19 protein-coding genes are annotated in these 25121 nt (G+C 61.1%); 15 read left to right on the forward strand and 4 right to left on the reverse strand.

The features are described from left to right. On the reverse strand, nt 1-986 hold a 986-nt coding region (locus tag BFP96_RS10595; RefSeq protein WP_065936182.1), incomplete at its 3' end, for a ribonucleotide-diphosphate reductase subunit beta. 501 nt (nt 987-1487) lie between these two features. On the opposite strand from BFP96_RS10595, the gene vapB reads away from it, so the two are divergent. Next, entirely contained in the window at nt 1488-1721 is a 234-nt protein-coding gene (gene vapB / locus BFP96_RS31205; RefSeq protein ID WP_065936201.1) for a type II toxin-antitoxin system VapB family antitoxin, read from the forward strand. A gap of 148 nt (nt 1722-1869) precedes the next feature. Here the strand turns inward: vapB and BFP96_RS10605 are convergent, their stop codons facing one another. Beyond that, nucleotides 1870-2139, reverse strand: coding sequence for a DUF2790 domain-containing protein (locus BFP96_RS10605; protein WP_065884417.1), 270 nt, complete (start codon nt 2137-2139; stop codon nt 1870-1872). Nucleotides 2140-2539: 400 nt separating this feature from the next. Between BFP96_RS10605 and acs the strand changes: the two genes are divergently transcribed. From acs to BFP96_RS10640, 7 genes are all read left to right on the forward strand, one after another. After that, nucleotides 2540-4495: an acetate--CoA ligase gene (acs, locus tag BFP96_RS10610; RefSeq protein ID WP_065892695.1), complete on the forward strand. Its 1956-nt coding sequence runs from the start codon at nt 2540-2542 to the stop codon at nt 4493-4495. A gap of 696 nt (nt 4496-5191) precedes the next feature. Next, nucleotides 5192-5977 carry an ABC transporter substrate-binding protein gene (locus tag BFP96_RS10615; RefSeq protein WP_065892694.1) on the forward strand — a complete coding sequence of 262 codons (786 nt, stop codon included), beginning with the start codon at nt 5192-5194 and terminating at the stop codon, nt 5975-5977. 92 nt (nt 5978-6069) lie between these two features. After that, nucleotides 6070-6759: an ABC transporter permease gene (locus tag BFP96_RS10620; RefSeq protein ID WP_053257623.1), complete on the forward strand. Its 690-nt coding sequence runs from the start codon at nt 6070-6072 to the stop codon at nt 6757-6759. Further along, entirely contained in the window at nt 6756-7454 is a 699-nt protein-coding gene (locus BFP96_RS10625; RefSeq protein ID WP_065892692.1) for an ABC transporter permease, read from the forward strand. The genes BFP96_RS10620 and BFP96_RS10625 overlap by 4 nt, the downstream gene beginning before the upstream one ends. A 1-nt stretch (nt 7455) precedes the next feature. Further along, nucleotides 7456-8568: a succinylglutamate desuccinylase/aspartoacylase family protein gene (locus BFP96_RS10630; protein WP_065936183.1), complete on the forward strand. Its 1113-nt coding sequence runs from the start codon at nt 7456-7458 to the stop codon at nt 8566-8568. A gap of 27 nt (nt 8569-8595) precedes the next feature. Next, nucleotides 8596-9360: an ABC transporter ATP-binding protein gene (locus BFP96_RS10635; protein WP_065884422.1), complete on the forward strand. Its 765-nt coding sequence runs from the start codon at nt 8596-8598 to the stop codon at nt 9358-9360. Nucleotides 9361-9504: 144 nt separating this feature from the next. Next, nucleotides 9505-10485, forward strand: a complete 981-nt coding sequence (locus tag BFP96_RS10640) for a GlxA family transcriptional regulator (RefSeq protein ID WP_065884423.1) — start codon at nt 9505-9507, stop codon at nt 10483-10485. 6 nt (nt 10486-10491) lie between these two features. On the opposite strand, the gene BFP96_RS10645 is transcribed toward BFP96_RS10640, so the two are convergent. Continuing rightward, a complete protein-coding gene (locus BFP96_RS10645) occupies nt 10492-16377 on the reverse strand; it encodes a leucine-rich repeat domain-containing protein (protein ID WP_065936184.1) in 5886 nt (1961 codons plus the stop codon). Nucleotides 16378-16672: 295 nt separating this feature from the next. On the opposite strand from BFP96_RS10645, the gene BFP96_RS10650 reads away from it, so the two are divergent. From BFP96_RS10650 to astE, 7 genes are all read left to right on the forward strand, one after another. Then, nucleotides 16673-17893 (forward strand): aspartate aminotransferase family protein, encoded by a 1221-nt coding sequence (locus BFP96_RS10650; protein WP_065884425.1) that lies wholly within the window; start codon nt 16673-16675, stop codon nt 17891-17893. Nucleotides 17894-18091: 198 nt separating this feature from the next. Next, nucleotides 18092-19111, forward strand: coding sequence for an arginine/ornithine succinyltransferase subunit alpha (aruF, locus tag BFP96_RS10655; protein WP_065884426.1), 1020 nt, complete (start codon nt 18092-18094; stop codon nt 19109-19111). Between the two features lie 51 nt (nt 19112-19162). Beyond that, a complete protein-coding gene (gene astA, locus BFP96_RS10660) occupies nt 19163-20188 on the forward strand; it encodes an arginine N-succinyltransferase (RefSeq protein WP_065884427.1) in 1026 nt (341 codons plus the stop codon). Next, nucleotides 20185-21654 carry a succinylglutamate-semialdehyde dehydrogenase gene (gene astD, locus BFP96_RS10665; RefSeq protein WP_163001579.1) on the forward strand — a complete coding sequence of 490 codons (1470 nt, stop codon included), beginning with the start codon at nt 20185-20187 and terminating at the stop codon, nt 21652-21654. Before astA ends, astD begins: the two co-directional genes overlap by 4 nt. 88 nt (nt 21655-21742) lie before the next feature. Beyond that, complete coding sequence (gene astB, locus BFP96_RS10670) at nt 21743-23089, forward strand: N-succinylarginine dihydrolase (protein ID WP_065895867.1); 1347 nt, start codon at nt 21743-21745, stop codon at nt 23087-23089. 26 nt (nt 23090-23115) lie between these two features. Further along, on the forward strand, nt 23116-23403 hold the full coding sequence (locus tag BFP96_RS10675; protein WP_065884430.1) for a topoisomerase II: 288 nt from the start codon (nt 23116-23118) through the stop codon (nt 23401-23403). Nucleotides 23404-23414: 11 nt separating this feature from the next. Continuing rightward, nucleotides 23415-24419, forward strand: coding sequence for a succinylglutamate desuccinylase (astE, locus tag BFP96_RS10680; protein WP_065936185.1), 1005 nt, complete (start codon nt 23415-23417; stop codon nt 24417-24419). Nucleotides 24420-24550: 131 nt separating this feature from the next. On the opposite strand, the gene BFP96_RS10685 is transcribed toward astE, so the two are convergent. Then, complete coding sequence (locus BFP96_RS10685; protein WP_057723717.1) at nt 24551-25060, reverse strand: 6,7-dimethyl-8-ribityllumazine synthase; 510 nt, start codon at nt 25058-25060, stop codon at nt 24551-24553. Between the last annotated feature and the right edge of the window lie 61 nt (nt 25061-25121).

Raw genomic sequence — 25121 nt, forward strand, 5'->3', positions numbered from 1 at the left:
ATCATCTGGGTCGCTTCTTCCTTCATCTCGGCATCCCACAAATGCGGGTTTTCGATTTTGATCTGGTTGATCACATCGATCCCGAAGTTCAGGTGCATCGACTCATCGCGCAGGATGTACTGGAACTGTTCGGCCACGCCGGTCATTTTGTTGCGGCGGCCCATGGACAGGATCTGGGTGAAGCCGCAATAGAAGAAGATGCCTTCCAGCACGCAGTAGTAGGCGACCAGGTTGCGCAGCAGCTCTTTGTCGGTGTCGACGGTGCCGGTTTCGAACTTCGGATCGGAGATCGAGCGGGTGTACTTCAGGCCCCAGGCGGCTTTTTTAGCGACCGATGGGATCTCGTGGTACATGTTGAAGATCTCGCCTTCATCCATGGCCAGCGATTCGATGCAGTACTGGTAGGCGTGGGTGTGGATCGCTTCTTCGAAGGCCTGGCGCAGGATGTACTGGCGGCACTCGGGGTTGGTGATCAGGCGGTACACGGCCAGCACCAGGTTGTTGGCCACCAGGGAGTCGGCGGTGGAGAAGAAGCCGAGGTTGCGCATGACGATGCGACGTTCGTCGTCGGTCAGGCCTTCGGGGTTTTTCCACAGGGCGATGTCGGCGGTCATGTTGACCTCCTGCGGCATCCAGTGGTTGGCGCAGCCGTCGAGGTATTTCTGCCAGGCCCAGTCGTACTTGAAGGGCACGAGTTGGTTGAGGTCGGCGCGGCAGTTGATCATGCGCTTTTCGTCGACGGCGACGCGGGCGGAGGCGCCTTCGAGTTCGGCGAGGCCTTCGGCGACGTCGAGTTTGTCCAGTTCGGCCTTGGCGCGTGCGATGGCGGCGGAGTCATTGGCGGTGACGGCGCGGGCTTCGACGGCGGCAGCAGCGCCGGCTCCGTCGAGGCGGTCCATGTTGGCTTCGGTGGCGTGGCCGGCGTTGGCGCCCTTGGTGGCTACTTCGCCTTCTTCTTCTTTGTCGAATTCGTCCCAGCTCAGCATGACGTGTCGTCTCCTGCGTGAGGGCTCAAAGGTGCCCGTGTGAAACCGGATAGTGGGGTGTTCACACGGCCCTGAGGCCGCGGTGGATCTTAAGGAATCGTTTGTTGCAGCAGCTCGCGCAGGCAAATAAACGGAAATTGCGTAACGGGTACTGCATGAGGCTTGAGGTGCGGAGCGGTAGGTGCAGGCTCCAGCGGAGGCCTCAGGTCTGGCTCTTCATCCCTGTGTAAAGGGATATTGCAGGCCCGATTTACCCGCGCATTATAGGGAAAAAAACGGGTTTGTGTTGTGGCGGATTGTCCCGGTGGGCGGACAAAAAGGTGGATATTTAGGCCAGAGTGAGGGATTACGGGGGGTTGGTGGGTAGGAAGTTTTTGACGGGAGGTGTCGGTATTTTACCGAGGGGGGAAGAGGTGATCAGGTTGTGGGCATTTGCGTTGCTCTGCGACGAGGAGCTCCCTTAAATTGCAGCAGTCAGCTACGTTGGGGAGGCAACTTGTTATGCGCACTGTTTCGATCATTGGGAGTGGAGAGGGTCAGACGATCCATTTGCCAGCGGATATGACTTACGACGGGGTGGATGAGCTGGAAATTCTCAGGGAGGGGGACACAATTATTCTGAGGCCAGTCAGGCCCAGTTGGTTGTCGCTGGTCGATTTGCCTAAGGTGGATGAGGTTTTTTTGCAAGAAAGGAAAGATGTCATTGAGCGTGTGAAGCCCAATTCGGGCGCTTAGAGCGGATTGCAGTGGTGCAGCATCTATCGTCTTCGCGAGCAAGCCCGCTCCCACATTTGATCTGTGGTGCATTCGAGGTGGGTTCTTGGCCGCAAGAACGATTTCCTGCGGCGACCAAGATCCGGGTTAAAGCTAAATAACGAAGTTATTATCCGTTAGAGCAACCATTCCCCATCACATGATAATTAAGAATATGACGCTGACCTTGCGAGTCTTCATATTCCATCTTCACCGGTACTACTTCACACACTTGTGGAATGTCACTCATGGACACTACTTTGGCGACGTCCAGGTGGGTGCTGTAGGTGTAGTCCTCGACAATCGGCGCGTTGCCGCCAGCCAGCTCCGTCGGGGCTTCGTCGGCCAGGGCGGCGGTGGCGCACAGGCTGCTGAGGGCTAATACTACTAAAGCTTTCATTTCTCTACTTACCTTCTTCAGGGCGAAAGGGGTCACGGGGCCCTTGTGAGGCCACGTGTGTCACTTGAAAGTTGGGAAGTTCGGATTAACGTTGCCTTCGTGGGGGCTGTTACGGTGTTAATCACAGTGCCTTGGTTGGCGGAGTTGATTTTAGGCGCCCGAGTTATATTCATATACCCGTGGTTTTGATAAACACTTTTGACGGTTTTTGTAACAATCCCTCGATGGAGGTTTTTTCAGCAGGCCGCCAAGCGCCACAGGACGCGGGCCAGAGCGGGATACCGGCATAGCTGGGCAATTTGTAGGGTCTTGTTACTACCATCGTCGAATGGTTCTATAGGCCTACCCCGGCTACAACAGGGGCCATACAACAACAACTATTGTCACCGAGGTAAGAAAGATGAGTGCGGCTTCCCTGTACCCCGTTCGTCCCGAAGTAGCAGCCAACACGCTGACCGACGAGGCGACCTACAAGGCGATGTACCAGCAGTCGGTGGTCAATCCCGATGGTTTCTGGCGCGAGCAAGCCAAGCGTCTCGACTGGATCAAGCCTTTCACCACGGTGAAGCAGACGTCGTTCGACGATCACCATGTAGACATCAAGTGGTTTGCCGATGGCACCTTGAACGTTTCCTACAACTGCCTGGACCGCCACCTCGCCGAGCGCGGCGACCAGATCGCGATCATCTGGGAGGGCGATGACCCTGCCGAGAGCCGCAACATCACCTACCGCGAACTGCATGAACAAGTCTGCAAGTTCGCCAACGCCCTGCGCGGCCAGGATGTGCACCGCGGCGATGTGGTGACTATCTATATGCCGATGATCCCCGAAGCCGTGGTCGCCATGCTGGCCTGTACCCGCATCGGGGCGATTCACTCGGTGGTGTTCGGTGGTTTCTCGCCGGAAGCCCTGGCCGGTCGCATCATCGACTGTAAGTCGAAGGTCGTTATCACGGCTGACGAAGGCATTCGCGCGGGTAAGAAGATTCCGCTCAAGGCCAACGTCGATGACGCCCTGACCAACCCGGAAACCAGCAGCATCCAGAAGGTCATCGTGTGCAAGCGCACCAATGGCGCGATCAAGTGGAACCAGCATCGCGACATCTGGTACGAAGACCTGATGAAAGTGGCGGGCACCGTGTGTGCGCCCAAGGAGATGGGCGCCGAAGAAGCGCTGTTCATCCTCTACACCTCCGGCTCCACCGGCAAGCCCAAGGGCGTGCAGCACACCACCGGCGGCTATCTGCTGTATGCAGCCCTGACCCATGAGCGCGTGTTCGACTACCGCCCGGGCGAAATCTACTGGTGCACCGCCGACGTCGGCTGGGTCACTGGCCACACTTACATCGTCTACGGCCCGCTGGCTAACGGCGCGACCACGCTGCTGTTCGAAGGTGTGCCGAACTACCCGGATATCACGCGGGTGGCGAAGATCGTCGACAAGCACAAGGTCAACGTCCTCTACACCGCGCCGACCGCGATCCGCGCGATGATGGCGTCGGGCACCGCCGCCTGCGAAGGCGCCGACGGCAGCAGCCTGCGCCTGCTGGGTTCAGTGGGCGAGCCGATCAACCCGGAAGCCTGGGACTGGTACTACAAGAACGTCGGCCAATCCCGTTGCCCGATTGTCGACACCTGGTGGCAGACCGAAACCGGCGGCAACATGATGAGCCCGTTGCCGGGCGCCCATGCGCTCAAGCCGGGTTCGGCCGCGCGTCCGTTCTTTGGTGTGGTACCGGCGTTGGTGGACAACCTGGGCAACCTGATCGAAGGTGCGGCTGAAGGCAACCTGGTGATCCTCGATTCGTGGCCGGGCCAGGCGCGTACGCTGTACGGCGACCATGATCGTTTCGTCGACACCTACTTCAAGACTTTCCGTGGCATGTACTTCACCGGTGACGGTGCGCGACGTGACGAGGACGGTTACTACTGGATCACCGGGCGTGTAGACGACGTGCTCAACGTGTCCGGCCACCGCATGGGCACCGCCGAGATCGAAAGCGCCATGGTCGCCCACCCGAAAGTCGCGGAAGCGGCGGTGGTGGGGGTGCCGCATGACATCAAGGGGCAGGGCATTTATGTCTACGTCACCTTGATCGGCGGCGAAGAGCCCAGCGAGCAATTGCGCCTGGAGTTGAAGAACTGGGTGCGCAAGGAGATCGGCCCGATTGCTTCGCCGGACGTGATCCAGTGGGCGCCGGGCTTGCCGAAGACGCGCTCGGGGAAAATCATGCGGCGCATTCTGCGCAAGATTGCCACGGCTGAATATGACGGGCTGGGGGATATCTCCACCCTGGCCGACCCGGGGGTGGTTGCGCAGTTGATTGAGACGCACAAGACCATGAACGTCGCGTAAGGCGGGGTAGGTGGGACAAAGCCCCATTCGGTGCAGGCCGGGTGGGGCTTTTTTATGGGATCTTGCACACAGTGAAGATCCCTTGTGGGAGGGGGCTTGCCCCCGATGGCAGTGGGTCAGTGGAGCATGTATCGGCTGGCACACCGCTATCGGGGGCAAGCCCCCTCCCACATTTGGATTGCATTTCAAGGCGTGTGCAGAGGGTGGTCTGACAGACCCGCATAACCAACAAGCCAATAAATATCGATTTGCGCAGTAGGATATTTCTGAATGTTACCGTCGAACGCAAATGTGTAACCCTGCGCCCTGGCATGAGGCGAACGGCTACATCCGCGCCCCGAAAAATCGCGTTTCAGACACCCCCGCAAATAAGATTAAACGCCACACTTGCCGTGCCAGAAGGGTTTGCGAATAATAGGCCCGCAATTTGCAGCATTAGCTGGTTTAATATCTTTTGTCTCTGCATAAAATCCAGAGGCTGTCAATGGGCTGGAACCGCTTTCTCGGTGCTTCTGTAAATTGTTGTCGCATTGAGGAAATATCGGCTTTCCGCCTGTCGTTAGAATGCCGATCACTCGCTCGTCGTCGCTGGCACTCTCTGGCGCAGGACGCTGCAACGCTATTCGGTTTCACCTTCGCCGCATCGTGGGCCATGGCTCATACTGCTGTTTTGCCCTATACCGATGGAGTCCCAAGATGAAGAAACTCGTGCTGTTGGGCGCCCTGGCGCTGTCCGTGCTGTCCATGCAGGCTTTCGCCGAAGGCAAGCCACTGAAGATTGGTATTGAAGCCGCTTACCCTCCGTTTGCCTCGAAGGCGCCGGATGGCAGCATCGTCGGTTTTGACTACGACATCGGCAACGCCCTGTGCAAGCAGATGGACGTGAAGTGCACTTGGGTCGAGCAGGAATTCGACGGCCTGATCCCGGCGCTGAAAGTGCGCAAGATCGACGCGATCCTGTCGTCCATGTCCATCACGGAAGACCGCAAGAAGTCTGTCGACTTCACCAACCGCTACTACCTGACGCCGGCGCGCCTGGTGTTGAAGGAAGGCACCACGGTCAGCGACAGCCTGGATGAACTCAAGGGCAAGAAGATTGGTGTGCAGCGCGGTTCGATCCACGATCGTTTCGCCAAGGAAGTGCTGGCTCCCAAAGGCGCCACGGTTGTGCCTTACAGCTCGCAGAACGAAATCTACCTGGACGTGGAAGCCGGTCGCCTCGACGGCACCGTGGCTGACGCCACCCTGTTGCAGGAAGGTTTCCTCGACACCCCCGCCGGCAAAGGCTACGCGTTCACCGGCCCATCGTTCACCGACGTCAAATACTTCGGCGACGGCGTAGGCATCGCGGTACGCAAGGGCGACCAGGAAAACCTGGACCGTATCAACGCCGCTATCGCAGCGATCCGTGCCAACGGCGAGTACAAGAAAATCCAGGACAAGTACTTCAACTTCGACATTTACGGGCCTGAAGCCAAGTAAATCGTCGCAGCTGTCTGTCTGAAATGGCGCAAGCAACAGAACACTCTGAAGTTTGCGCCATTTTTTCATCCCCCTTTTCGAGGACCTGAATCATGTTGAAAGGCTACGGGGCCGTTATCCTCGATGGCGCATGGTTGACGCTTCAGCTCGCCTTGTCGTCCATGGCCCTGGCCATTGTTCTGGGTCTGATCGGGGTCGCGTTACGCCTGTCGCCGGTGCGCTGGTTGGCCTGGCTGGGTGACTTGTACTCCACGGTGATCCGCGGGATCCCCGACCTGGTGCTGATCCTGCTGATTTTCTACGGCGGTCAGGACCTGCTCAACCGCGTCGCGCCGCTGCTCGGCTACGACGACTATATCGACCTGAACCCCCTGGCCGCCGGTATCGGCACCCTGGGTTTCATCTTTGGCGCCTACCTGTCGGAAACCTTCCGCGGCGCCTTCATGGCCATTCCCAAGGGCCAGGCTGAAGCCGGCCTGGCGTATGGCATGAGCAGCTTCCAGGTGTTTTTCCGGGTGATGGTGCCGCAGATGATTCGGCTGGCGATCCCCGGTTTCACCAACAATTGGCTGGTTCTGACCAAGGCGACTGCGCTGATTTCAGTGGTGGGCCTGCAAGACATGATGTTCAAGGCCAAGCAGGCGGCCGACGCCACCCGCGAGCCTTTTACCTTCTTCCTCGCAGTGGCGGCGATGTACCTGGTGATTACCAGCGTGTCGTTGCTGGCCCTGCGCTACCTTGAGAAGCGCTACTCGGTAGGCGTAAGGGCGGCTGATCTATGATCTTCGACTACAACGTCATCTGGGAGGCCATGCCGCTGTACCTCGGCGGCCTGCTGACCACCCTCAAACTGCTCGCCATTGCGCTGTTCTTCGGCCTGCTCGCCGCTTTGCCCCTGGGCCTGATGCGCGTGTCCAAGCAGCCGATCGTCAATGGTGCGGCGTGGCTGTACACCTATGTGATTCGCGGCACGCCGATGCTGGTGCAGCTGTTTTTGATCTACTACGGGCTGGCCCAGTTCGAAGCGGTGCGGGAAAGCTTCTTGTGGCCGCTGCTGTCCAGCGCTACGTTCTGTGCGTGCCTGGCGTTTGCGATCAACACCAGCGCCTACACCGCCGAGATCATCGCCGGCAGCCTCAAGGCCACGCCCAATGGCGAGATCGAAGCGGCCAAGGCCATGGGCATGTCGCGCTACAAGCTGTACCGCCGCATCCTGTTGCCTTCGGCCCTGCGCCGCGCGCTGCCGCAGTACAGCAACGAAGTGATCATGATGCTGCAGACCACCAGCCTGGCCTCCATCGTCACCCTGATCGATATCACCGGTGCCGCGCGCACGGTGAACGCCCAGTATTACCTGCCGTTCGAAGCCTATATCACCGCCGGTGTGTTCTACCTGTGCCTGACATTCATCCTGGTGCGCCTGTTCAAGTTGGCCGAGCGCCGCTGGCTGAGCTACCTGGCTCCACGGAAGCATTGATATGGAACGTATCGATCACCTGTTGCCCTGGGGTCACCTGGGCTGTGAACGCCAGCTGAGCGTGTTTCGTTTCGGCAGTGGCGAGCGCAAGGCGTATATCCAGGCCAGCCTGCATGCCGATGAATTACCCGGCATGCGCGCGGCCTGGGAGCTGAAAAAGCGCCTCAGCGAACTGGAACAGCAAGGCGCGCTTAACGGCGTGATCGAGTTGGTACCGGTGGCCAACCCGATGGGCCTGGGCCAGTTGCTGCAAGGCAGCCATCAGGGCCGTTTCGAGGTGGGCAGCGGCAAGAATTTCAACCGCGATTTCGTTGAGCTGAGCGAGCCGGTCGCCGAGCGGCTGCAAGGCAAGCTGGGCGATGACCCCCATGCCAATGTGCGCATGATTCGCCAGGCCATGAGCGATGTGCTCACGGCCTTGCCCGCGCCGAGCAGCCAGTTGCAAGGCATGCAACGTATCCTGCTCAGCCATGCCTGCACCGCCGACGTGGTGCTCGACCTGCATTGCGACGCCGAGGCCGCGCTGCACATGTACGCACTGCCCCAGCACTGGCCGCAGTGGCGTTCGCTGTCGGCGCATTTGCATGTGAAGGTCGGCCTGCTCGCGGAAGATTCCGGCGGCAGTTCGTTTGATGAAGCCTGTTCGTTGCCCTGGCTGCGTTTGTCGCGCACGTTCCCCGACGCGCAGATTCCACTGGCCTGTCTGGCGACGACGCTGGAGTTGGGGGGCCAGGCTGACACCGGCCGCGATGAAGCGATCTTCCACGCTGAAGGCATCCTGGCGTTTCTGGCCGAGCAAGGCCTGATCAAGGGCGAATGGCCGGCACCGCAACACGAAGCGTGCGAAGGCATGCCGTTCGAAGGCACCGAATTGCTGTTCGCTCCCCACGCCGGGGTGATCAGTTACCTGCGTAAGGCCGGTGACTGGGTCGAGCAGGGCGACCCCATTTTTGAAGTGATTGATCCCCTGGCCGACCGCGTGAGCATTATCTGCGCGGGTACGTCCGGGGTGTTGTTTGCCGTTGAACGGCTGCGTTATGCCCAAGCGGGTTTCTGGCTGGCCAAGGTGGCGGGGCGCGAAGCGCTGCGTCACGGGCGCTTGCTCAACGACTGACCACCTGTTTTTGTGAGAACCGACCGCATGTACAAGCTTGAAGTCCAAGACCTGCATAAACGCTATGGCAGTCATGAAGTGCTCAAGGGCGTGTCCCTGGCCGCCGCAGCTGGTGATGTGATCAGCATCATCGGCTCCAGTGGTTCGGGCAAAAGTACGTTTTTGCGCTGCATCAACCTGCTGGAGCAGCCCCACGCCGGCAAGATCCTGCTCAACAACGAAGAGCTGAAACTGGTCGCGACCAAAGACGGCGCGATGAAGGCCGCCGACCCCAAACAACTGCAGCGCATGCGTTCGCGCTTGTCCATGGTGTTCCAGCATTTCAACCTGTGGTCGCACATGACCGCGATTGAAAACGTGATGGAAGCGCCGGTGCATGTGCTGGGCGTGTCGAAGAAAGAAGCCCGTGAAAAGGCCGAGCACTACCTGGCCAAGGTCGGCGTGGGCCATCGCAAGGATGCGTTCCCCGGCCACATGTCCGGCGGCGAGCAGCAGCGCGTGGCCATTGCCCGTGCCCTGGCGATGGAACCTGAGGTGATGCTGTTCGACGAACCGACGTCGGCGCTCGACCCCGAGTTGGTCGGTGAAGTGCTCAAGGTGATGCAGGACCTGGCCCAGGAAGGCCGCACCATGGTGGTGGTGACCCATGAAATGGGCTTTGCCCGTGAGGTGTCGAACCAGTTGGTGTTTCTGCATAAAGGCATTGTCGAAGAGCGCGGCAACCCGCGCGAAGTGCTGGTGAACCCGCAGTCCGTACGGTTGCAGCAGTTCCTCTCCGGCAGCTTGAAATAGTCCTTTGCTGTTGGAGCTGCTTTATGTAGGAGGGGGCAAGCCCCCTCCCACATTTGATCACCATTGTTTTTGAGATTTGTGTCGGTTTACCGGCTAGCATTGGCCTCTGTCTTCATTACCGTTACTCGCTTCGGATAGCACTCCATGACCGCCCATAAAATTGGTTTCCTGATTTGGCCCAGCACAAAAGCACTCACGCTTGCGCTGGCTGAGGAGGCCTTGCGCGTTGCTCAGCGGGTGCATCCGGAGGTGGTCTACGAGTTATCGTTTCTACAGGCCGAGCCGCAAACCGAAGGGGCCTGGCAGTTGCCCGGCGAGCCGTGGGCCGGCAAGTTGGACGGCTTTCAGAAACTGTTCCTGCTGGCGGACGAGCCGCCCACCGTCATCGCTTCCCAGCTCAGCACTGCGCTCAAGCAACTGGTCCGGGCAGGGTGTGTGATCGGTGGATTATCGGCGGGCGTGTACCCGCTGGCCCAGCTCGGCTTGCTCGACGGCTATCGCGCCGCCGTGCACTGGCGCTGGCAGGACGATTTTGCCGAGCGCTTCCCCAAGGTCATCGCCACCAGTCATCTGTTTGACTGGGACCGTGATCGCCTGACCGCTTGCGGCGGCATGTCGGTGCTCGATCTGCTGCTGGCGGTACTCGCGCGTGACCACGGCGCCGAACTGGCCGGCGCGGTCTCCGAAGAACTGGTGGTAGAGCGCATCCGTGAAGGCGGCGAGCGCCAGCGCATCCCCTTGCAGAACCGCCTGGGTTCCAGTCATCCGAAACTGACCCAGGCTGTTCTATTGATGGAAGCGAATATCGAAGAACCGCTGACCACCGATGAAATCGCCCAGCACGTGTGCGTGTCCCGACGACAACTGGAACGCATCTTCAAGCAATACCTCAACCGCGTCCCCAGTCAGTATTACCTGGAGCTGCGCCTGAACAAGGCCCGCCAGATGCTGATGCAAACCAGCAAGTCGATCATCCAGATCGGCCTGTCGTGCGGCTTTTCCTCGGGGCCGCACTTCTCCAGCGCCTACCGTAACTTCTTCGGCGCTACGCCGCGCGAAGACCGCAACCAGCGCCGCAGCAGCAGCCCGTTTGAATTGTCGTCGGTACCGTCCGAGCGCGGTTGATCGACCTCAGTCTTCGTCGGGGACAGGCCTGGCCACTACCAGGGGTCTGCCTTGATTGTCCACGGTGGCGGCCGCCACCTGGAAGTCCACGCCCGTGCGCTGATAGTACTGACGCAAGCGCAGCAGGCTTTGCGCCGACAGGGGGTTGCCGCTCAAATCGCTGTCGCCATTGAAGGCTGCCGAGGTCTCCAGCAAGTCCGCCGGTATCTCCTGGATGGCGTTGTTGCTCAAGTCCAGCGTTTGCAGTTGATCCAGGCCAAAGACGCCCTGCGGAACTTCGTTCAGTGCCGCGTTGCTCAAGTGCAGCGAGGTCAGTTCACGCAATGAGCTGATGTCAGGGGTAAGGCCCAAGGGGTTGTTGCTCAGATTGACGAACTCAAGTTCGGTGAGGGCGGTCAGCCTGCCACGGGTTTCGGGGGTCAATCGGATCGCGCATTCGGTCATGTCCAGCGTGGAAAGCTTGGGCATGCGCTGGAGCGCCTCGGGCAGGGCGCCCAGGGAGCATTTGCTGAGCCTGAGTGTTTGCAGGTGGGTGAAGCTGCGCAACATCGTGTCGACGCCGGTCGTGGTGCCGTTCCCGTCCAGTTGGAGCAAGGTCACGTGGTCGAAGTTGGCGTTCAATGCTGGTAAATCGCCCATCACCGGAGTGTCGAGTATGACTTGATGGGTGAGCTCATCGTCCAGGCTGTCTTCATCCTCGGGGCTTTCTCGTCGCCAGGCCTGTTCCAGCAGTGTCTTGAAGTTGCGTCGCCTCAGTTGGTCCTGGGCACGGGTTTGTTCGTCAATGGGCACATCCAGGATCGGATGGCGGTCCGGAACGGCCTGCACCCACAGTTGCAGGTCATTGCCTAGTTGTTCGTACTCGGCCGCCAGGTGCGTCAGCGTTGGGTCCACTGCCGCCAAGTCGCCGGGCAGGTGGAAGATGAAACGGTCTGCCTCGGTGTCGAGGAACGAGGGGTATAGCTGCTGCGTGCGCCGGCGTTGGGCCACGGGTGCCTGGGCGGCGAAGCTTTCGCCGGTGCGCTGGCAGTAGCGTTTGATCGACTCCAGGGCCTGGGGTGCCAAGGGGTTTTCCGACAGGTCCAGGCCACTGGTGCTCGAGGCCGGCATGGAAAACAGCGCGTCGGGCAGTTGCTCGATAGCGTTTTTGCTCAAGTTGATCGACTGGCGTGGCGGGTCGCCCAGCAGGCTCTGGGGGACCTGCGTCAATCCGGTGTCCTTGAGTGAAATGCTGCTCAGTCTGGGCAAGTGACTGAAGTCCGGGGTGTTTACCAGTGGATTGTGATCCAGGTTCAGGTATTCGAGGCGGCTCATGCCTTGCAACTTCGCGGCGCTGGCGGGGCTCAGTGCTATCGAGCAGCGTGGCAGTCCCAGTACGGTCAGTGCCGGCAGGTTGAACACCGGTGCCGGCATGTCGCCGAGCGCAACGTTTTCGAGGTGCAGGATGCTCAAGGCCGGGAAGCTGTCGATCAAGGCCGACGATTGCATTGGGCCGCCATTGCCTTTGATGGTCAGTGAGCCAACATGCTTGAAGCGCGCGCTCAGCGTGGGCAACTCGCCCGCCAGTGTTGCGGGGATTTCCAGGGCATGGACGAATTGAGTGTCCTGGGGGATTTCCCTGCGCCAGCTTCGTTCAAGCAAGGCGTTAAGCTGGCTGCGCCGGGTGGCTTCCGGGGGCGGCAGCTGCGGTTGTTGCGCCCAATGGTTGAGTTCTGACTGCAGCGTACCCAATTCCCCCGCCAATCTTGCCAGCTCGCGCTTACCCGCTTCCAGATCGCCCGGGAGACTGTAGATAAGCTGGTTGATCTGGTTGATGTCCAGCGAGGGGTACAGCTGTTGTGCGTCACGCACATCTACCGCTGGCGCATTGGCCTCCCAGTAGGTGCCATGTTGCTGGTAGTAGGCTTTAACGCGCTCGAGCGTGGCCGATGACAGCGGGTTGTCAGACAGGTCGAAGGCAACGCTGGTATGTGAGGGCAGTTCGAACAGCGCCTCAGGTAATTCGCTGATCCGGTTGCCGCTGAGAAAGGCCGCGCTCAGGTCGTTGCGGGTGAGCATGCCGGGAGGGAGGCGATCAATGCCGGTTTCGGACAGGTCCAGGGTGTTCAACTCGTTCATTGCTTCGACGCTGGGCACCCGGCCCAAAGGGTTCTTATGCAGGTCCAGGGTTTGCAGTTGGGTCATTGAGGCGAGCCGGGCCTGGCTGTTGGGCGTCAGGGTGACACCGCAGTCGCTCAGGCTCAGTACGTTCAGGTTGTGCATCTGAAACACGACCGGCGGCACGCTGCCCAAGGGAATACTGTCAACGCTCAGATGGCGCAGGCGGGGAAAGAGGGCCAGAAACCCGGCGGCGCCCTGTGTGTGGTGGCTGCCTGAGAGGGTCAGCATCGAGACGTGATCGAAGTTGGCCGATAGCCGTGGAAGTTCGCCGCGAATGTGATAGTGAAGGTTCAGCCGGTAGCCGTCGCGCGCAGGGTCTTCGAAGTAATCATCAACGGGCAGCTCCCGGCGCCAGCAGCGTTTGAGTTCAGTGGCAATGAGTTCGCGATTGCGTTGCTCGTACTGGCGCTGGCGCAGGCTGAGCAGGGAGCCGTTTGCGGGGTCTTGAAGCGGGATATTGCGTTGCCAGGTACTGAGGTCACGTTCCAGTTGGCGGTATTCGATGCCCAGCGCTTCCAGGCCCGCGAGCGCGCCACCTGTCTGTGAGTGCAAGTGGTTCACCAGCGTGGTCAATGGGTGTTCGCGAAGTTCGGGGTACAGGGCGCGCGCGCGGTCCAGCAGGCTCGGCGGGCCCAGCGGTGCCGGTGCCTGGGCACGGTAGCCGTTGTCGCTGCCTAACAGGCGCAGGGTTTCCGTGACGCTCTGCGGTTTGATATCAGGCGTGAGCAGCACACGCAGTTCATCGCGGGGCAATGAATGTTGCCGCAGGCGCCTCTTGAGTTCGCCGCCCTGGTGAATCCGCAGGTCGAGCTGATCGCGTTGTTGATCGGGCAGTGCACTCAAGATGGCCGAATACAGGTCTGTTTCACTCGAAAGCTCGCCCTGTTCGTCGCAGGGGATGTAGCGCCCTGCTTCAGTGCGCACCAGTGTGCGGTGAATGGGCGCATCAGTCGGGCCGATCTGCAGCCAGGTGGGGCCGGTCGGCGAGTGATGGCGAGCGTCGAGCCGTATCTCGCTCGACCAGCCCGGCAGAAGGCGCAGGCTGTTCAATTCAAGGCGATCGGTGTCGAGGGCGCGCGGTGCGTCCAGATGCTGCCCCTCGTAGGCGCGATTGACCCGGACTTCGCTCACTGCGGTGCGTGCCAGTTCGGCCAGGCGTGGCGGGGTGTTGCCGTCATGCAGGAGCGCAAGCTCGGCGCCGGTCATTTGGTTCACCAGGGTTTGCGCAACGCTTGCGGGCAATTCAGGTGTGGTGCTGAGCAATTGTTGGGTAAGGGGGGCGGTGGAGGCCCGCAGCGGTGCATAGCGCGATTCGAACAACGCGCTGCGCTGACGCTCGGCAATATCGGCCAGGCTATGGCGCAGCAGGCGGCTGCGGTTTTCCAGGCTCAGCTCGGGGTCGCTGGCGCGTTCATCGAATTGGGCGCGAATTTCCTCGGGGCTCAGCCCACGCAAGACGGTTTTGAGCAAGTCGCCGTTTTCCAGCTGGGCTTCGTGTACCTGGATCACCGGCACGTTCCTGTCGCCGAACGCCCAGGCGATCTGGCCCTTGTCATCGATGATGCGCAAGGCTTTGGTACGCGGCCATGGCCCGTGGGTGGTCAGCAACTGCAAGGTGTCTTGAGGGTCGATCTGGTGATGCACCGCCGGGTCGTCGCTGCGCAGCTGCTCGATCAGCCGTTGGAGGCTGCGGTCGATGCGCAGGCGGCTCAAGGTATCGTCCAGCAGGGGCGACAGGCGTTCGCTGTTGACGTGCATCTTGCGCACGGCGTCTTCGGGAACGCCGCTGATGTCCAGGGCCAGTTCCCGGTCCGCCTCGCTCAGTGCCTGGGCACTGTGCCCCAGCCGACGCAACAGCGTAGGTCTGTCCCACGCCAGCGGTTGTTCAAGCTCGGTATGCCAGGCGCCGGCCTGGTTGTGCCGCACCACGGGGCGGTAGGCTTCAGGACGGCTTGGGTGCTTGATGCGATAGAACTCGCTGTCGGCGTCTTTTTCCACGGAGTACAGCTTGCCTTCATGGGGCAAAATCGATTCCCTGCGCACCTCGTGCAGGCCCAACTCATTGATGCCGATGCGCGGCGGCAAGGCGGATGGATATTCGTAGGGCGCCAGGTCCGGTTTCCAGTAGCGTTGGGCGCCGTTGGCCAGGCTCACCGGTTTGAAGCTGTCGATGTACGCGAGGACGGGTTCGGGCAGCACTTTGCGCAACTCGGCCGGGCCAATCTGGCCGCCCACTGCGAAAGCACCCATTTGCACCAGGGATTCCAGCACGCTCATGAGGTGACCGAAAGCCTCCTTGCCCAGGCCTTCGGCCCAGTCGACGATGCCTTCGAACACGTCCTCAAGCAGTTGATAGGCCATGTAGCCCAGCATCAATTCGCCCAGCCCCGGGACGAAGGGGGCCACCACCATCAGTGCGGCATTGAGGATTGAGGCCGCCACATCGACGAAAGAGTCCCACAGCCGCCAGCGCGCCTCACGATCGACGCTGGCGGTGGAGACCGCCAGCGTGCGGGCGTCGTTGAGGATCTTGTCGAGTTTGCGATGGTACAGGTGCAACCAGGGATCGCCCGTGATGGGCTGGGCATCAAACTGTAGCTTGGGGTCGTCGATGGGCGTGCTGCGCCAGGGCGCCTGGCCGCTGCCCTTGACCGGCGGGTGCCAGGTGATCCGTGCCAGATGCTGGCTCAAGCCGGAAAAAAACACCCCGAGTTGAGCGTGGGGCACGAAGCGGCTGAAAAAGGTTTGGTAGTCGAGGTCACGCAGTTGTCGGGTCAGCTCCTGCTTGAACGCCAGGGGTGACGCATATTCCTTGACGGGGTGCTGCGGATCATCGGGAACATACGCCACCAGGCGTTGCGGCGACCGCGGGCTTTCAAGCTCGGGGGCGAACAGTTGAATGCCCGTCAGCGCAATCCCCATCATGCGTAAATCCTGGCAGCGCAGGCGCGCGCCGTCGAGCCTGGGGTCGGGTGTGCCGGCGATCAAGCTTTCGATCACGTCAGCGTAGTCATCGCTGATATCTGCGTTGATCCGGGCCAATTGCAGGGCTGCCCGTAGAGCGGCTTTCTGGCTGGCATCGACCTTCAGGCGCAAGACCGCAGCGGCCACAGGGTTGGACATGCCCAGCGCTTCGTTGAGGTAGCGGGCGTAGCGGGCGCCGATATCCAGGTCACGGCACAGGCTGGTGAACGCCGGAATTGAAAGCACACGCTTGATCTGCGCCAGGGTGTCGAATTGGCCGCTGGCCGAGGGCTTTGTGATAAAGGTCGAGGCCGGTGCGTAGGCGTCGACCAGGGTTTCCTTGTGTTCGAAATTATGCAGGGCGGCGTCCAATAGCGAGACCGTCCAGGTTCGCGCTGCGCCGGAGCGTATCGAAAACCAGGGGATGTGATCGGGGATGTACAGGCGCAGATAGGTCGCCTCGACATCCAGCACCAGGTTGAAGTCGGCTTTGAGTGCCTGTTCGAGTATCGGCGTGGCGAACGCCTTGATGTCCTGCAGGCTTTGCAACCCCAGGTCTACGCTGTTTTGCGCCTCCCAGTGGGCGCCGGTCAGCCGCGCAAGTGCGGCCCGTTGTTCAGCGCTGCCCTGCAACTGCAGCGGCTGGACGGCTTTGAGCGCCTGGCGTTTGCTGGCAGAGGCATTGCCGAGCCAGGGGGGCAGGGTGCCGGTCAACAGTTGATAGTGGCTGTCAGGCAGGCGGGTATCGGAATAGTCGATGTTCGTCATGGAGCGGGTCCGTGCAAGTCATGAAGGCTTGCAGTTAACCAGCCGGTCCCGGGCGGCGAACTTTAGATAGTTAGCGCGTCGCCACCCTTTCACCGGATATCCTGACGCAAACCTGATGCACCGTTTAAACTGCGCCATTGCGACGCTATTTGTCGCATTGGCGTAAACCCCCGAAAAACGCGGGTTGGCGCTATAAGAAGTTGTCGCTTGGCGACAAGGCCCAGCCGAAAACTGTCCTTACAATCCCTGCATCGCCCGCCAGTTCCAGGCAGGCGTTCCTCTTCAGGAGACTCCGATGTCCGTTGAGCAAGCCCCGGTGCAACGTGCCGATTTCGACCAGGTCATGGTGCCCAACTATGCACCTGCCGCCTTTATTCCCGTGCGTGGCGCAGGTTCGCGCGTGTGGGACCAGGCGGGTCGTGAGTTGATCGATTTTGCCGGCGGCATCGCGGTCAACGTATTGGGCCACGCCCATCCGGCGCTGGTCGGTGCGCTGACCGAACAGGCCAACAAACTGTGGCATGTCTCCAACGTGTTCACCAATGAGCCGGCGCTGCGCCTGGCTCATAAGCTGATCGACGCCACGTTTGCCGAGCGCGTGTTCTTCTGCAACTCCGGCGCCGAAGCCAACGAGGCCGCCTTCAAGCTGGCCCGTCGCGTCGCGTTCGACCGTTTCGGCAGCGAGAAGTACGAGATCATCGCCGCGCTGAACAGCTTCCACGGCCGTACGCTGTTCACCGTCAACGTCGGTGGCCAGTCCAAGTACTCCGATGGTTTCGGGCCGAAAATCACTGGCATCACCCATGTGCCTTACAACGACCTGGCTGCACTGAAGGCCGCTGTGTCGGACAAGACGTGCGCCGTGGTGCTGGAGCCGATCCAGGGTGAGGGCGGTGTATTGCCGGCCGAACTGACTTACCTGCAAGGCGCCCGCGAACTGTGCGACGCCCACGACGCGCTGTTGGTATTTGACGAAGTGCAAACCGGCATGGGCCGCAGCGGTCACCTGTTCGCCTACCAGCATTACGGCGTGACGCCGGACATCCTCACCAGCGCCAAGAGCCTGGGCGGCGGTTTCCCGATTGCCGCGATGCTCACCCGTGAAGACCTGGCCAAGCACCTGGTGGTCGGCACCCACGGCACCACCTATGGCGGCAACCCGCTGGCGTGCGCGGTGGCGGAAGCCGTGATCGACGTGATCAACACCCCCGAAGTGCTGGCCGGCGTGAATGCCAAACACGCGCTGTTCAAGGCGCGCCTGGAGCAGATCGGCACGCAATACGGCATCTTTACGCAAGTGCGCGGCATGGGCTTGCTGATCGGTTGTGTGCTCAGCGATGCATTCAAAGGCAGGGCCAAGGACGTGTTCAACGCCGCCGAGAAAGAGAACCTGATGATCCTGCAAGCCGGCCCGGACGTGCTGCGCTTTGCGCCAAGCCTGGTGGTGGAAGAGGCGGACATCAAGGAAGGCCTGGACCGTTTTGAACGTGCTGTGAAGACGTTGACCCAAGCCTGATAGCAACACATTTGGCAGGTCGGACCGTTTCCAAATGTGGGAAGGGGCTTGCCCCCGATGGCGGTGGATCAGTCCCCTGATTTATCAACTGACACACTGCTATCGGGGGCCAGCCCCCTCCCACGTGGGATCTGTGTGAACTCAGTTCCCGTGTCCGGTATTTTTTCCTATGAGTTTTTCGAGTTAAGGAGTGACACCATGCTGGTGATGCGCCCCGCGCAAATGGCTGATCTGGGCGAGGTACAGCGTCTGGCTGCGGACAGCCCGATTGGTGTGACTTCCTTGCCGGATGATGTGGAACGCCTGAGCGACAAGATCGCCGCCAGTGAAGCGTCCTTCGCGGCCGAAGTGAGTTTCAACGGTGAAGAAAGCTATTTCTTCGTGCTTGAAGACACCGACACCGGCAAGCTCGCCGGCTGCTCGGCCATCGTTGCTTCAGCCGGCTACTCCGAGCCGTTCTACAGTTTTCGTAACGAAACCTTTGTGCACGCCTCCCGCGAGCTGAAGATCCACAACAAGATCCACGTGCTTTCCCAGTGCCACGACCTGACCGGCAATAGCCTGCTCACCAGTTTCTACGTGAAGCCTGCATTGGTCGGTTCGCCGTGGTCGGAACTCAATTCCCGTGGTCGCCTGCTGTTCGTCGCCAGCCACCCGGAGCGCTTTGCCGATTCGGTGGTGACCGAGATCGTTGGCTACAGCGACGAAAACGGCGATTCGCCGTTCTGGGACGCCATCGGTCGCAACTTCTTCGACCTCAACTACGCCGCCGCCGAGCGCCTGTGCGGGCTGAAAAGCCGTACCTTCCTCGCCGAGCTGATGCCGCATTACCCGATCTACGTGCCGCTGCTGCCGGACGCAGCCCAGGAGGCCATGGGCCAGGTGCACCCGCGTGCACAGATCACCTTCGACATCCTGATGCGCGAAGGCTTCGAGACCGATCACTACATCGACATCTTCGACGGCGGCCCGACGCTGCACGCGCGGGTGTCGGGGATTCGCTCGATTGCCCAGAGCCGCGTGGTGCCGGTGAAAATCGGCGAGATGGCCAAGGGCGTCGGTCGCCAGTACCTGGTGAGCAACGCGCAGTTGCAGGATTACCGCGCGGTGATGCTGGAGCTGGACTACGCGCCGGGCAAGCCAGTGATTCTGGACCTGGAGGCAGCTGAAGCCCTGGGTGTGGGCGAAGGTGCGAGTGTGCGCCTGGTTGCGGTTTAAAAAGAGAGTTTCGCGGGTGGCTGACCACAGCGGCCCGTTCGAGGAGATAGCATGATCGTTCGTCCCGTACGCAGCAGCGATTTACCGGCCCTGATTGACCTGGCGCGCAGCACCGGCACCGGCCTCACCACCTTGCCGGCCAACGAAGAGCGCCTGACCCATCGCGTGGGCTGGGCGGAGAAAACCTTTCGCGGCGAAGCCGGGCGCGGCGATGCGGACTACCTGTTCGTGCTGGAAAACGACGAAGGTCGGGTAGTGGGGATTTCGGCCATTGCCGGCGCCGTCGGCCTGCGCGAGCCCTGGTACAACTTCCGGGTCGGCCTGACGGTCAGCGCCTCCCAGGAGTTGAATATCTACCGCGAAATTCCGACGTTGTTCCTGGCCAACGACCTCACCGGCAATTCCGAGCTGTGCTCGTTGTTCCTGCACGCCGATTACCGCAACGGCCTCAATGGCCGCATGCTGGCCAAGGCGCGCCTGTTGTTCATCGCCGAATTCCCGCAATTGTTTGGCAACAAGATCATTGCCGAGATGCGCGGCGTGTCCAACGAGGCAGGGCGCTCGCCGTTCTGGGAAAGCCTGGGCCGACACTTCTTCAAGATGGAGTTCAGCCAGGCCGACTACCTCACCGGCGTCGGCAACAAGGCGTTTATCGCCGAGCTGATGCCGAAGTTTCCGCTGTACAGCTGCTTTCTTTCCGAAGACGCGCGCAACGTGATCGGCAAGGTGCATCCGGACACCGAGCCGGCGCTGAGCATGCTCAAGAGCGAAGGCTTCAGCTACCAGGGCTATGTGGATATTTTCGACGCGGGCCCGGCGGTGGAGTGTGAAACCAGCAAGATTCGTGCGGTGCGCGACAGCCAGGCGCTGGTGCTGGCAATCGGCACGCCGGGGGACGACGCCACGCCGTTCCTGATCCATAACCGCAAACGCGAAGACTGCCGCATCACGGCCGCACCGGCCCGCCTGGCTGCGGGCACGTTGGTGGTCGATCCCCAGACCGCCAGGCGCCTGCAGTTGGTGGTCGGTGATCAAGTGCGTGCTGTTGCGTTGTCTGCTGCTCGGGAGTCGAAATAATGAATTCGTTGTACATCGCAGGTAGCTGGCTGGCTGGCCAGGGTGAACTGTTTGAGTCGCGTAACCCGGTCACCCAGCAAGTGCTGTGGAGCGGCAATGGCGCGACGGCCGAACAGGTCGAGTCCGCCGTGCAGGCTGCGCGTCAGGCGTTTCCAGGCTGGGCTCGGCAGTCGTTGGAAGAGCGCATCGGTGTGCTCGAAACCTTCGCCGCCACGCTGAAAAGCCGCGCTGATGAAATCGCCCGCTGCATTGGTGAGGAAACTGGCAAGCCGCTGTGGGAATCGGCGACTGAAGTCACCAGCATGGCCAACAAGATCGCCATCTCGGTGCAAAGTTATCGCGAGCGTACCGGCGAGAAGAGCGGCGCCCTGGGCGACGCCACCGCTGTGCTGCGCCACAAGCCTCACGGTGTGGTGGCGGTGTTCGGCCCCTACAACTTTCCCGGTCACTTGCCGAACGGGCATATTGTCCCGGCGCTGCTGGCGGGTAACACCGTGCTGTTCAAACCGAGCGAGCTGACGCCCAAAGTTGCCGAGCTGACCGTGCAGTGCTGGATCGAAGCGGGTTTACCGGCGGGTGTATTGAACCTGCTGCAAGGCGCGCGGGAAACCGGTATCGCGCTGGCGGCCAACCCAGGCATCGACGGTCTGTTCTTCACCGGTTCCAGCCGAACCGGCAACCACCTGCACCAGCAGTTCTCCGGGCGTCCGGACAAGATCCTGGCCCTGGAAATGGGTGGCAACAACCCGCTGGTGGTAGACGAAGTGGCCGACGTGGATGCGGCGGTGTACACCATCATCCAGTCGGCGTTTATCTCCGCCGGCCAGCGCTGCACCTGCGCCCGTCGCTTGCTGGTGCCGGAAGGCGCCTGGGGCGATGCGTTGCTGGCACGTCTGGTAGCGGTCAGCGCCGCCATTGAAGTGGGCGCGTTCGACCAGCAACCGCCGCCATTCATGGGCTCGGTGATTTCCCTGGCTGCCGCCAAAGCCTTGATGGACGCCCAGGAACTGATGTTGGCCAATGGCGCTGTGGCGCTGCTGGAAATGACCCAACCCCGGGACCAGGCCGCCTTGCTGACCCCGGGCATCATCGACGTGACCTCAGTGACCGAGCGCGAAGACGAAGAACTGTTCGGCCCGCTGTTGCAGGTGATTCGCTACGCAGATTTTGCTTCGGCGATTGCCGAGGCCAACGACACCCAGTACGGCCTGGCCGCAGGCCTGCTGTCGGATTCCGAGGCGCGTTACCAGCAGTTCTGGCTGGAAAGCCGCGCCGGTATCGTCAACTGGAACAAACAGCTGACCGGCGCCGCCAGCACCGCGCCGTTTGGCGGGGTCGGGGCCTCGGGTAACCATCGCGCCAGTGCGTATTACGCGGCCGATTATTGCGCGTACCCGGTGGCGTCGCTGGAGACCCCAACGTTGGCGGTGCCCGCCACGCTAACACCTGGCATTACGCTTATTTGAATGTGGGAGGGGGCAAGCCCCCTCCCACACTGAATCTGTGGTGTGTTGAAGATTGCCTATAAGAACAGATGTTCGTGGAGCCTCGCCGATGAAATCCTATGAAGTCAATTTTGACGGTCTAGTGGGGCCGACCCATAACTACGGCGGCTTGTCCTTCGGCAACGTCGCGTCCCAGAGCAACAGCCAGCAGCATTCCAACCCCAGGGAAGCGGCGTTGCAGGGGCTGCAAAAAATGAAAGCGCTGATGGACATGGGCTTTGTGCAAGGCGTACTCGCGCCCCAGGAGCGCCCGGATGTGGCCGCTCTGCGCAACCTCGGTTTCAGCGGCACCGACGCTCAGGTCATCGAGCAGGCGGCCAGGCACGCCATGCCGTTGTTGGTGGCGAGCTGCTCGGCGTCGAGCATGTGGGTGGCCAACGCCGCCACGGTCAGTCCCAGCGCCGACACGGCGGATGGCCGCGTGCATTTCACCGCTGCCAACCTCAACTGCAAATACCACCGCAGCATCGAACACCCGACCACCAGCCGCGTGCTGGGGGCGATGTTCGCCGACCAGAAGCACTTCGCCCACCACGCGGCATTGCCGGCGGTGGCACAGTTTGGCGATGAGGGCGCGGCCAATCACACGCGCTTTTGCCGTGAATACGGTGAGGCCGGCGTCGAGTTCTTCGTGTTTGGCCGCAGTGCGTTCGATGCTCGCTACCCGGCCCCGCAAAAATATCCAGCGCGCCAGACACTCGAGGCGTCCCAGGCGGTTGCACGTCTGCACGGCCTGAAGGATGACGGCGTGGTCTACGCCCAGCAGAACCCGGCGGTGATCGATGCCGGTGTGTTCCACAACGACGTGATCGCGGTCGGCAACGGCGAGGTGCTGTTCTACCACGAGGACGCGTTCCTCAACACCGAACAGATGCTCGCCGAACTGCAGGGCAAGTTGGGCAAGCGGGGCGGCAACTTCCAGTCCGTGTGTGTGCCGCGTTCCCAGGTCAGCGTCGAAGATGCGGTGCGCTCCTACTTGTTCAACAGCCAGTTGCTGACACGTCCCGATGGCTCGATGCTGCTGATCGTGCCGGAAGAATGCCGCGCCAACCCGCGCGTCTGGGCGTACCTGCAGCACCTCACGGCCAGCGGCGGCTTGATCCGCGAAGTGAAGGTGTTCGACCTCAAGCAAAGCATGCAGAACGGCGGCGGCCCGGCGTGCCTGCGTTTGCGTGTGGCGTTGAACGAAACCGAACTGGCGGCGGTGAATCCAGGCGTTATCATGACCGCGCCGCTGTACGACACCCTGACCCAATGGGTCAACAGGCACTACCGCGACAGCCTGCGCGAAACCGACCTGGCTGACCCGCAATTGCTGCTTGAGTGCCGGACGGCACTGGATGAACTGACGCAAATCCTTAAACTGGGCTCGGTTTATCCTTTCCAGATCAATTAACGCCCTACGGCTGAGATATTTTATTTATGACCGACACCCTGAAGCTGATCCTTGAAGACACCGACGGCACCCAGCTGGAAACCTCCTGCACCCGCGTTGCCGTGGTCTGGCAGGGCAAGGAGATCTGGATCCAGCATGACGGCCGTGGCCAACTGCTGATCGGTGTGGATGTGGAAGAGGGCGACGCCGAGTACGCCAACCTGCTGATGCGCCCGCTGGCGACCAACCTGATGAGCCTGGAACTGGAAATGGAACCGGCTGACGTCGAAGGAGATGACGACGATCACGTCCACGGCCCAGGCTGCAACCACTAAGGAAGCTGCTTATGCTCGCCCTCGGCAAACTGCTTGAACTGACCCTCGCCGGTCGCGAACCGGCGCAAAAAATTCAACTGACTGTCGACGGCGTGCAAATGCGCTGGCTCAGTGAGGGCGCGCTTGAAGTGCGCCCGCCTGAAGCCCGGGACAATGGCGGCGACCTGCTGCTGTCGTCCGGCATCCATGGCAACGAAACCGCGCCGATCGAACTGCTCGACCGCCTGTTGCATGGCATCGCCCGTGGGGAGATCAAGCCCCGCACCCGTATTCTGTTCCTGTTCGGCAACCCCGAGGCCATGCGTCGCGGCGAGCGTTACCTTGAACTGGACATCAACCGGCTGTTCAACGGCCGGCATGAAAGCAACATTGGTCCCGAAGCCATGCGCGCCGCCGAACTTGAACAGTTGGCCCGCAGCTTTTTCAGCCAGCCGGGCCGTTCGCGCCTGCATTACGACCTGCACACCGCGATTCGCGGCTCGAAGATCGAGCAATTTGCGCTGTACCCGTGGAAAGAAGGGCGCCAGCATTCGCGCCGTGAGCTGGAGCGCCTGCGCGCCGCCGGAATGGAGGCGGTGCTGCTGCAGAACAAAGCCTCTATCACCTTCACGGCGTTCACCTACGAACGACTCGACGCCGAGGCCTTCACCCTGGAGCTGGGCAAGGCCCGTCCTTTCGGCCAGAACCAGAGCGTGGATGTGTCCAGGCTGGAGACGCGCCTCAAGCACATCATCGAAGGCACCGAGCCTGAGACAGGCGACCTCGACGGCTTGAAGCTGTTCGCCGTCGCACGGGAAATCATCAAGCACAGCGACGCGTTCCTACTGCATTTGCCGGCGGACGTGGAAAACTTTTCGGAATTGGAAAAGGGGTATCTGCTGGCCGAAGATGTGGCCCAGACCCGCTGGGTGATCGAGGAGGAGGGCGTACGCATCATCTTCCCCAACCCGAAGGTGAAGAATGGTTTGCGCGCGGGAATTCTCATCGTGCCGACCACAGAAGCTGGCCTTGCATAGATCTCAGGCCTGACTGGCTTCAAATGTGGGAGGGGGCTTGCCCCCGATAGCGGTGTTTCAGCTACAGATGAGCTGACTGACACACCGCCATCGGGGGCAAGCCCCCTCCCACACTCGTTTTGCGGTGTTGCTTAGACCGCTACAGCACGCGGCTCGCTACGACGGATCGCCCGCACCTTGTGCAGGGTGTCGGCACACGTACGCGCAGCTTCCTGGCCCTTGTGCACGAAATGCTCGTAGAAGAAGGTGGTGTGTTCGCTGCCCCCGTGGAAATGGTGGGGAGTCAGGGATACCGAAAATACCGGCACTTCGGTTTCCAACTGCACCTGCATCAGGCCGCTGACCACCGATTGGGCGACGAATTCGTGACGATAAATGCCGCCGTCCACCACCAGCGCGGCGGCGACGATACCGGCGTAACGGCCGGTCTTGGCCAGCAGCTTGGCGTGCAGGGGCATTTCAAAGGCGCCGCCGACTTCGAAGAAATCGATGTCCGATTCCTGGTAGCCCTGGGCGATCATTTCGGCGAGGAAGCCTTTGCGCGACTGGTCGACAATATCCTTGTGCCAGCAGGCCTGGATAAACGCGACACGCTCGCCGTGATGGTTTTTGCTTTTGCTGTCGATTGCGGTGGGTTGCATGTTCTGACTCCTGTTTAAGAAAAAAACAGGGCGTTATGAATCGAATGGGATTTAAGGGTAC

Source organism: Pseudomonas sp. 34 E 7, from assembly GCF_900005715.1.
Lineage (GTDB): Bacteria > Pseudomonadota > Gammaproteobacteria > Pseudomonadales > Pseudomonadaceae > Aquipseudomonas > Aquipseudomonas orientalis_A.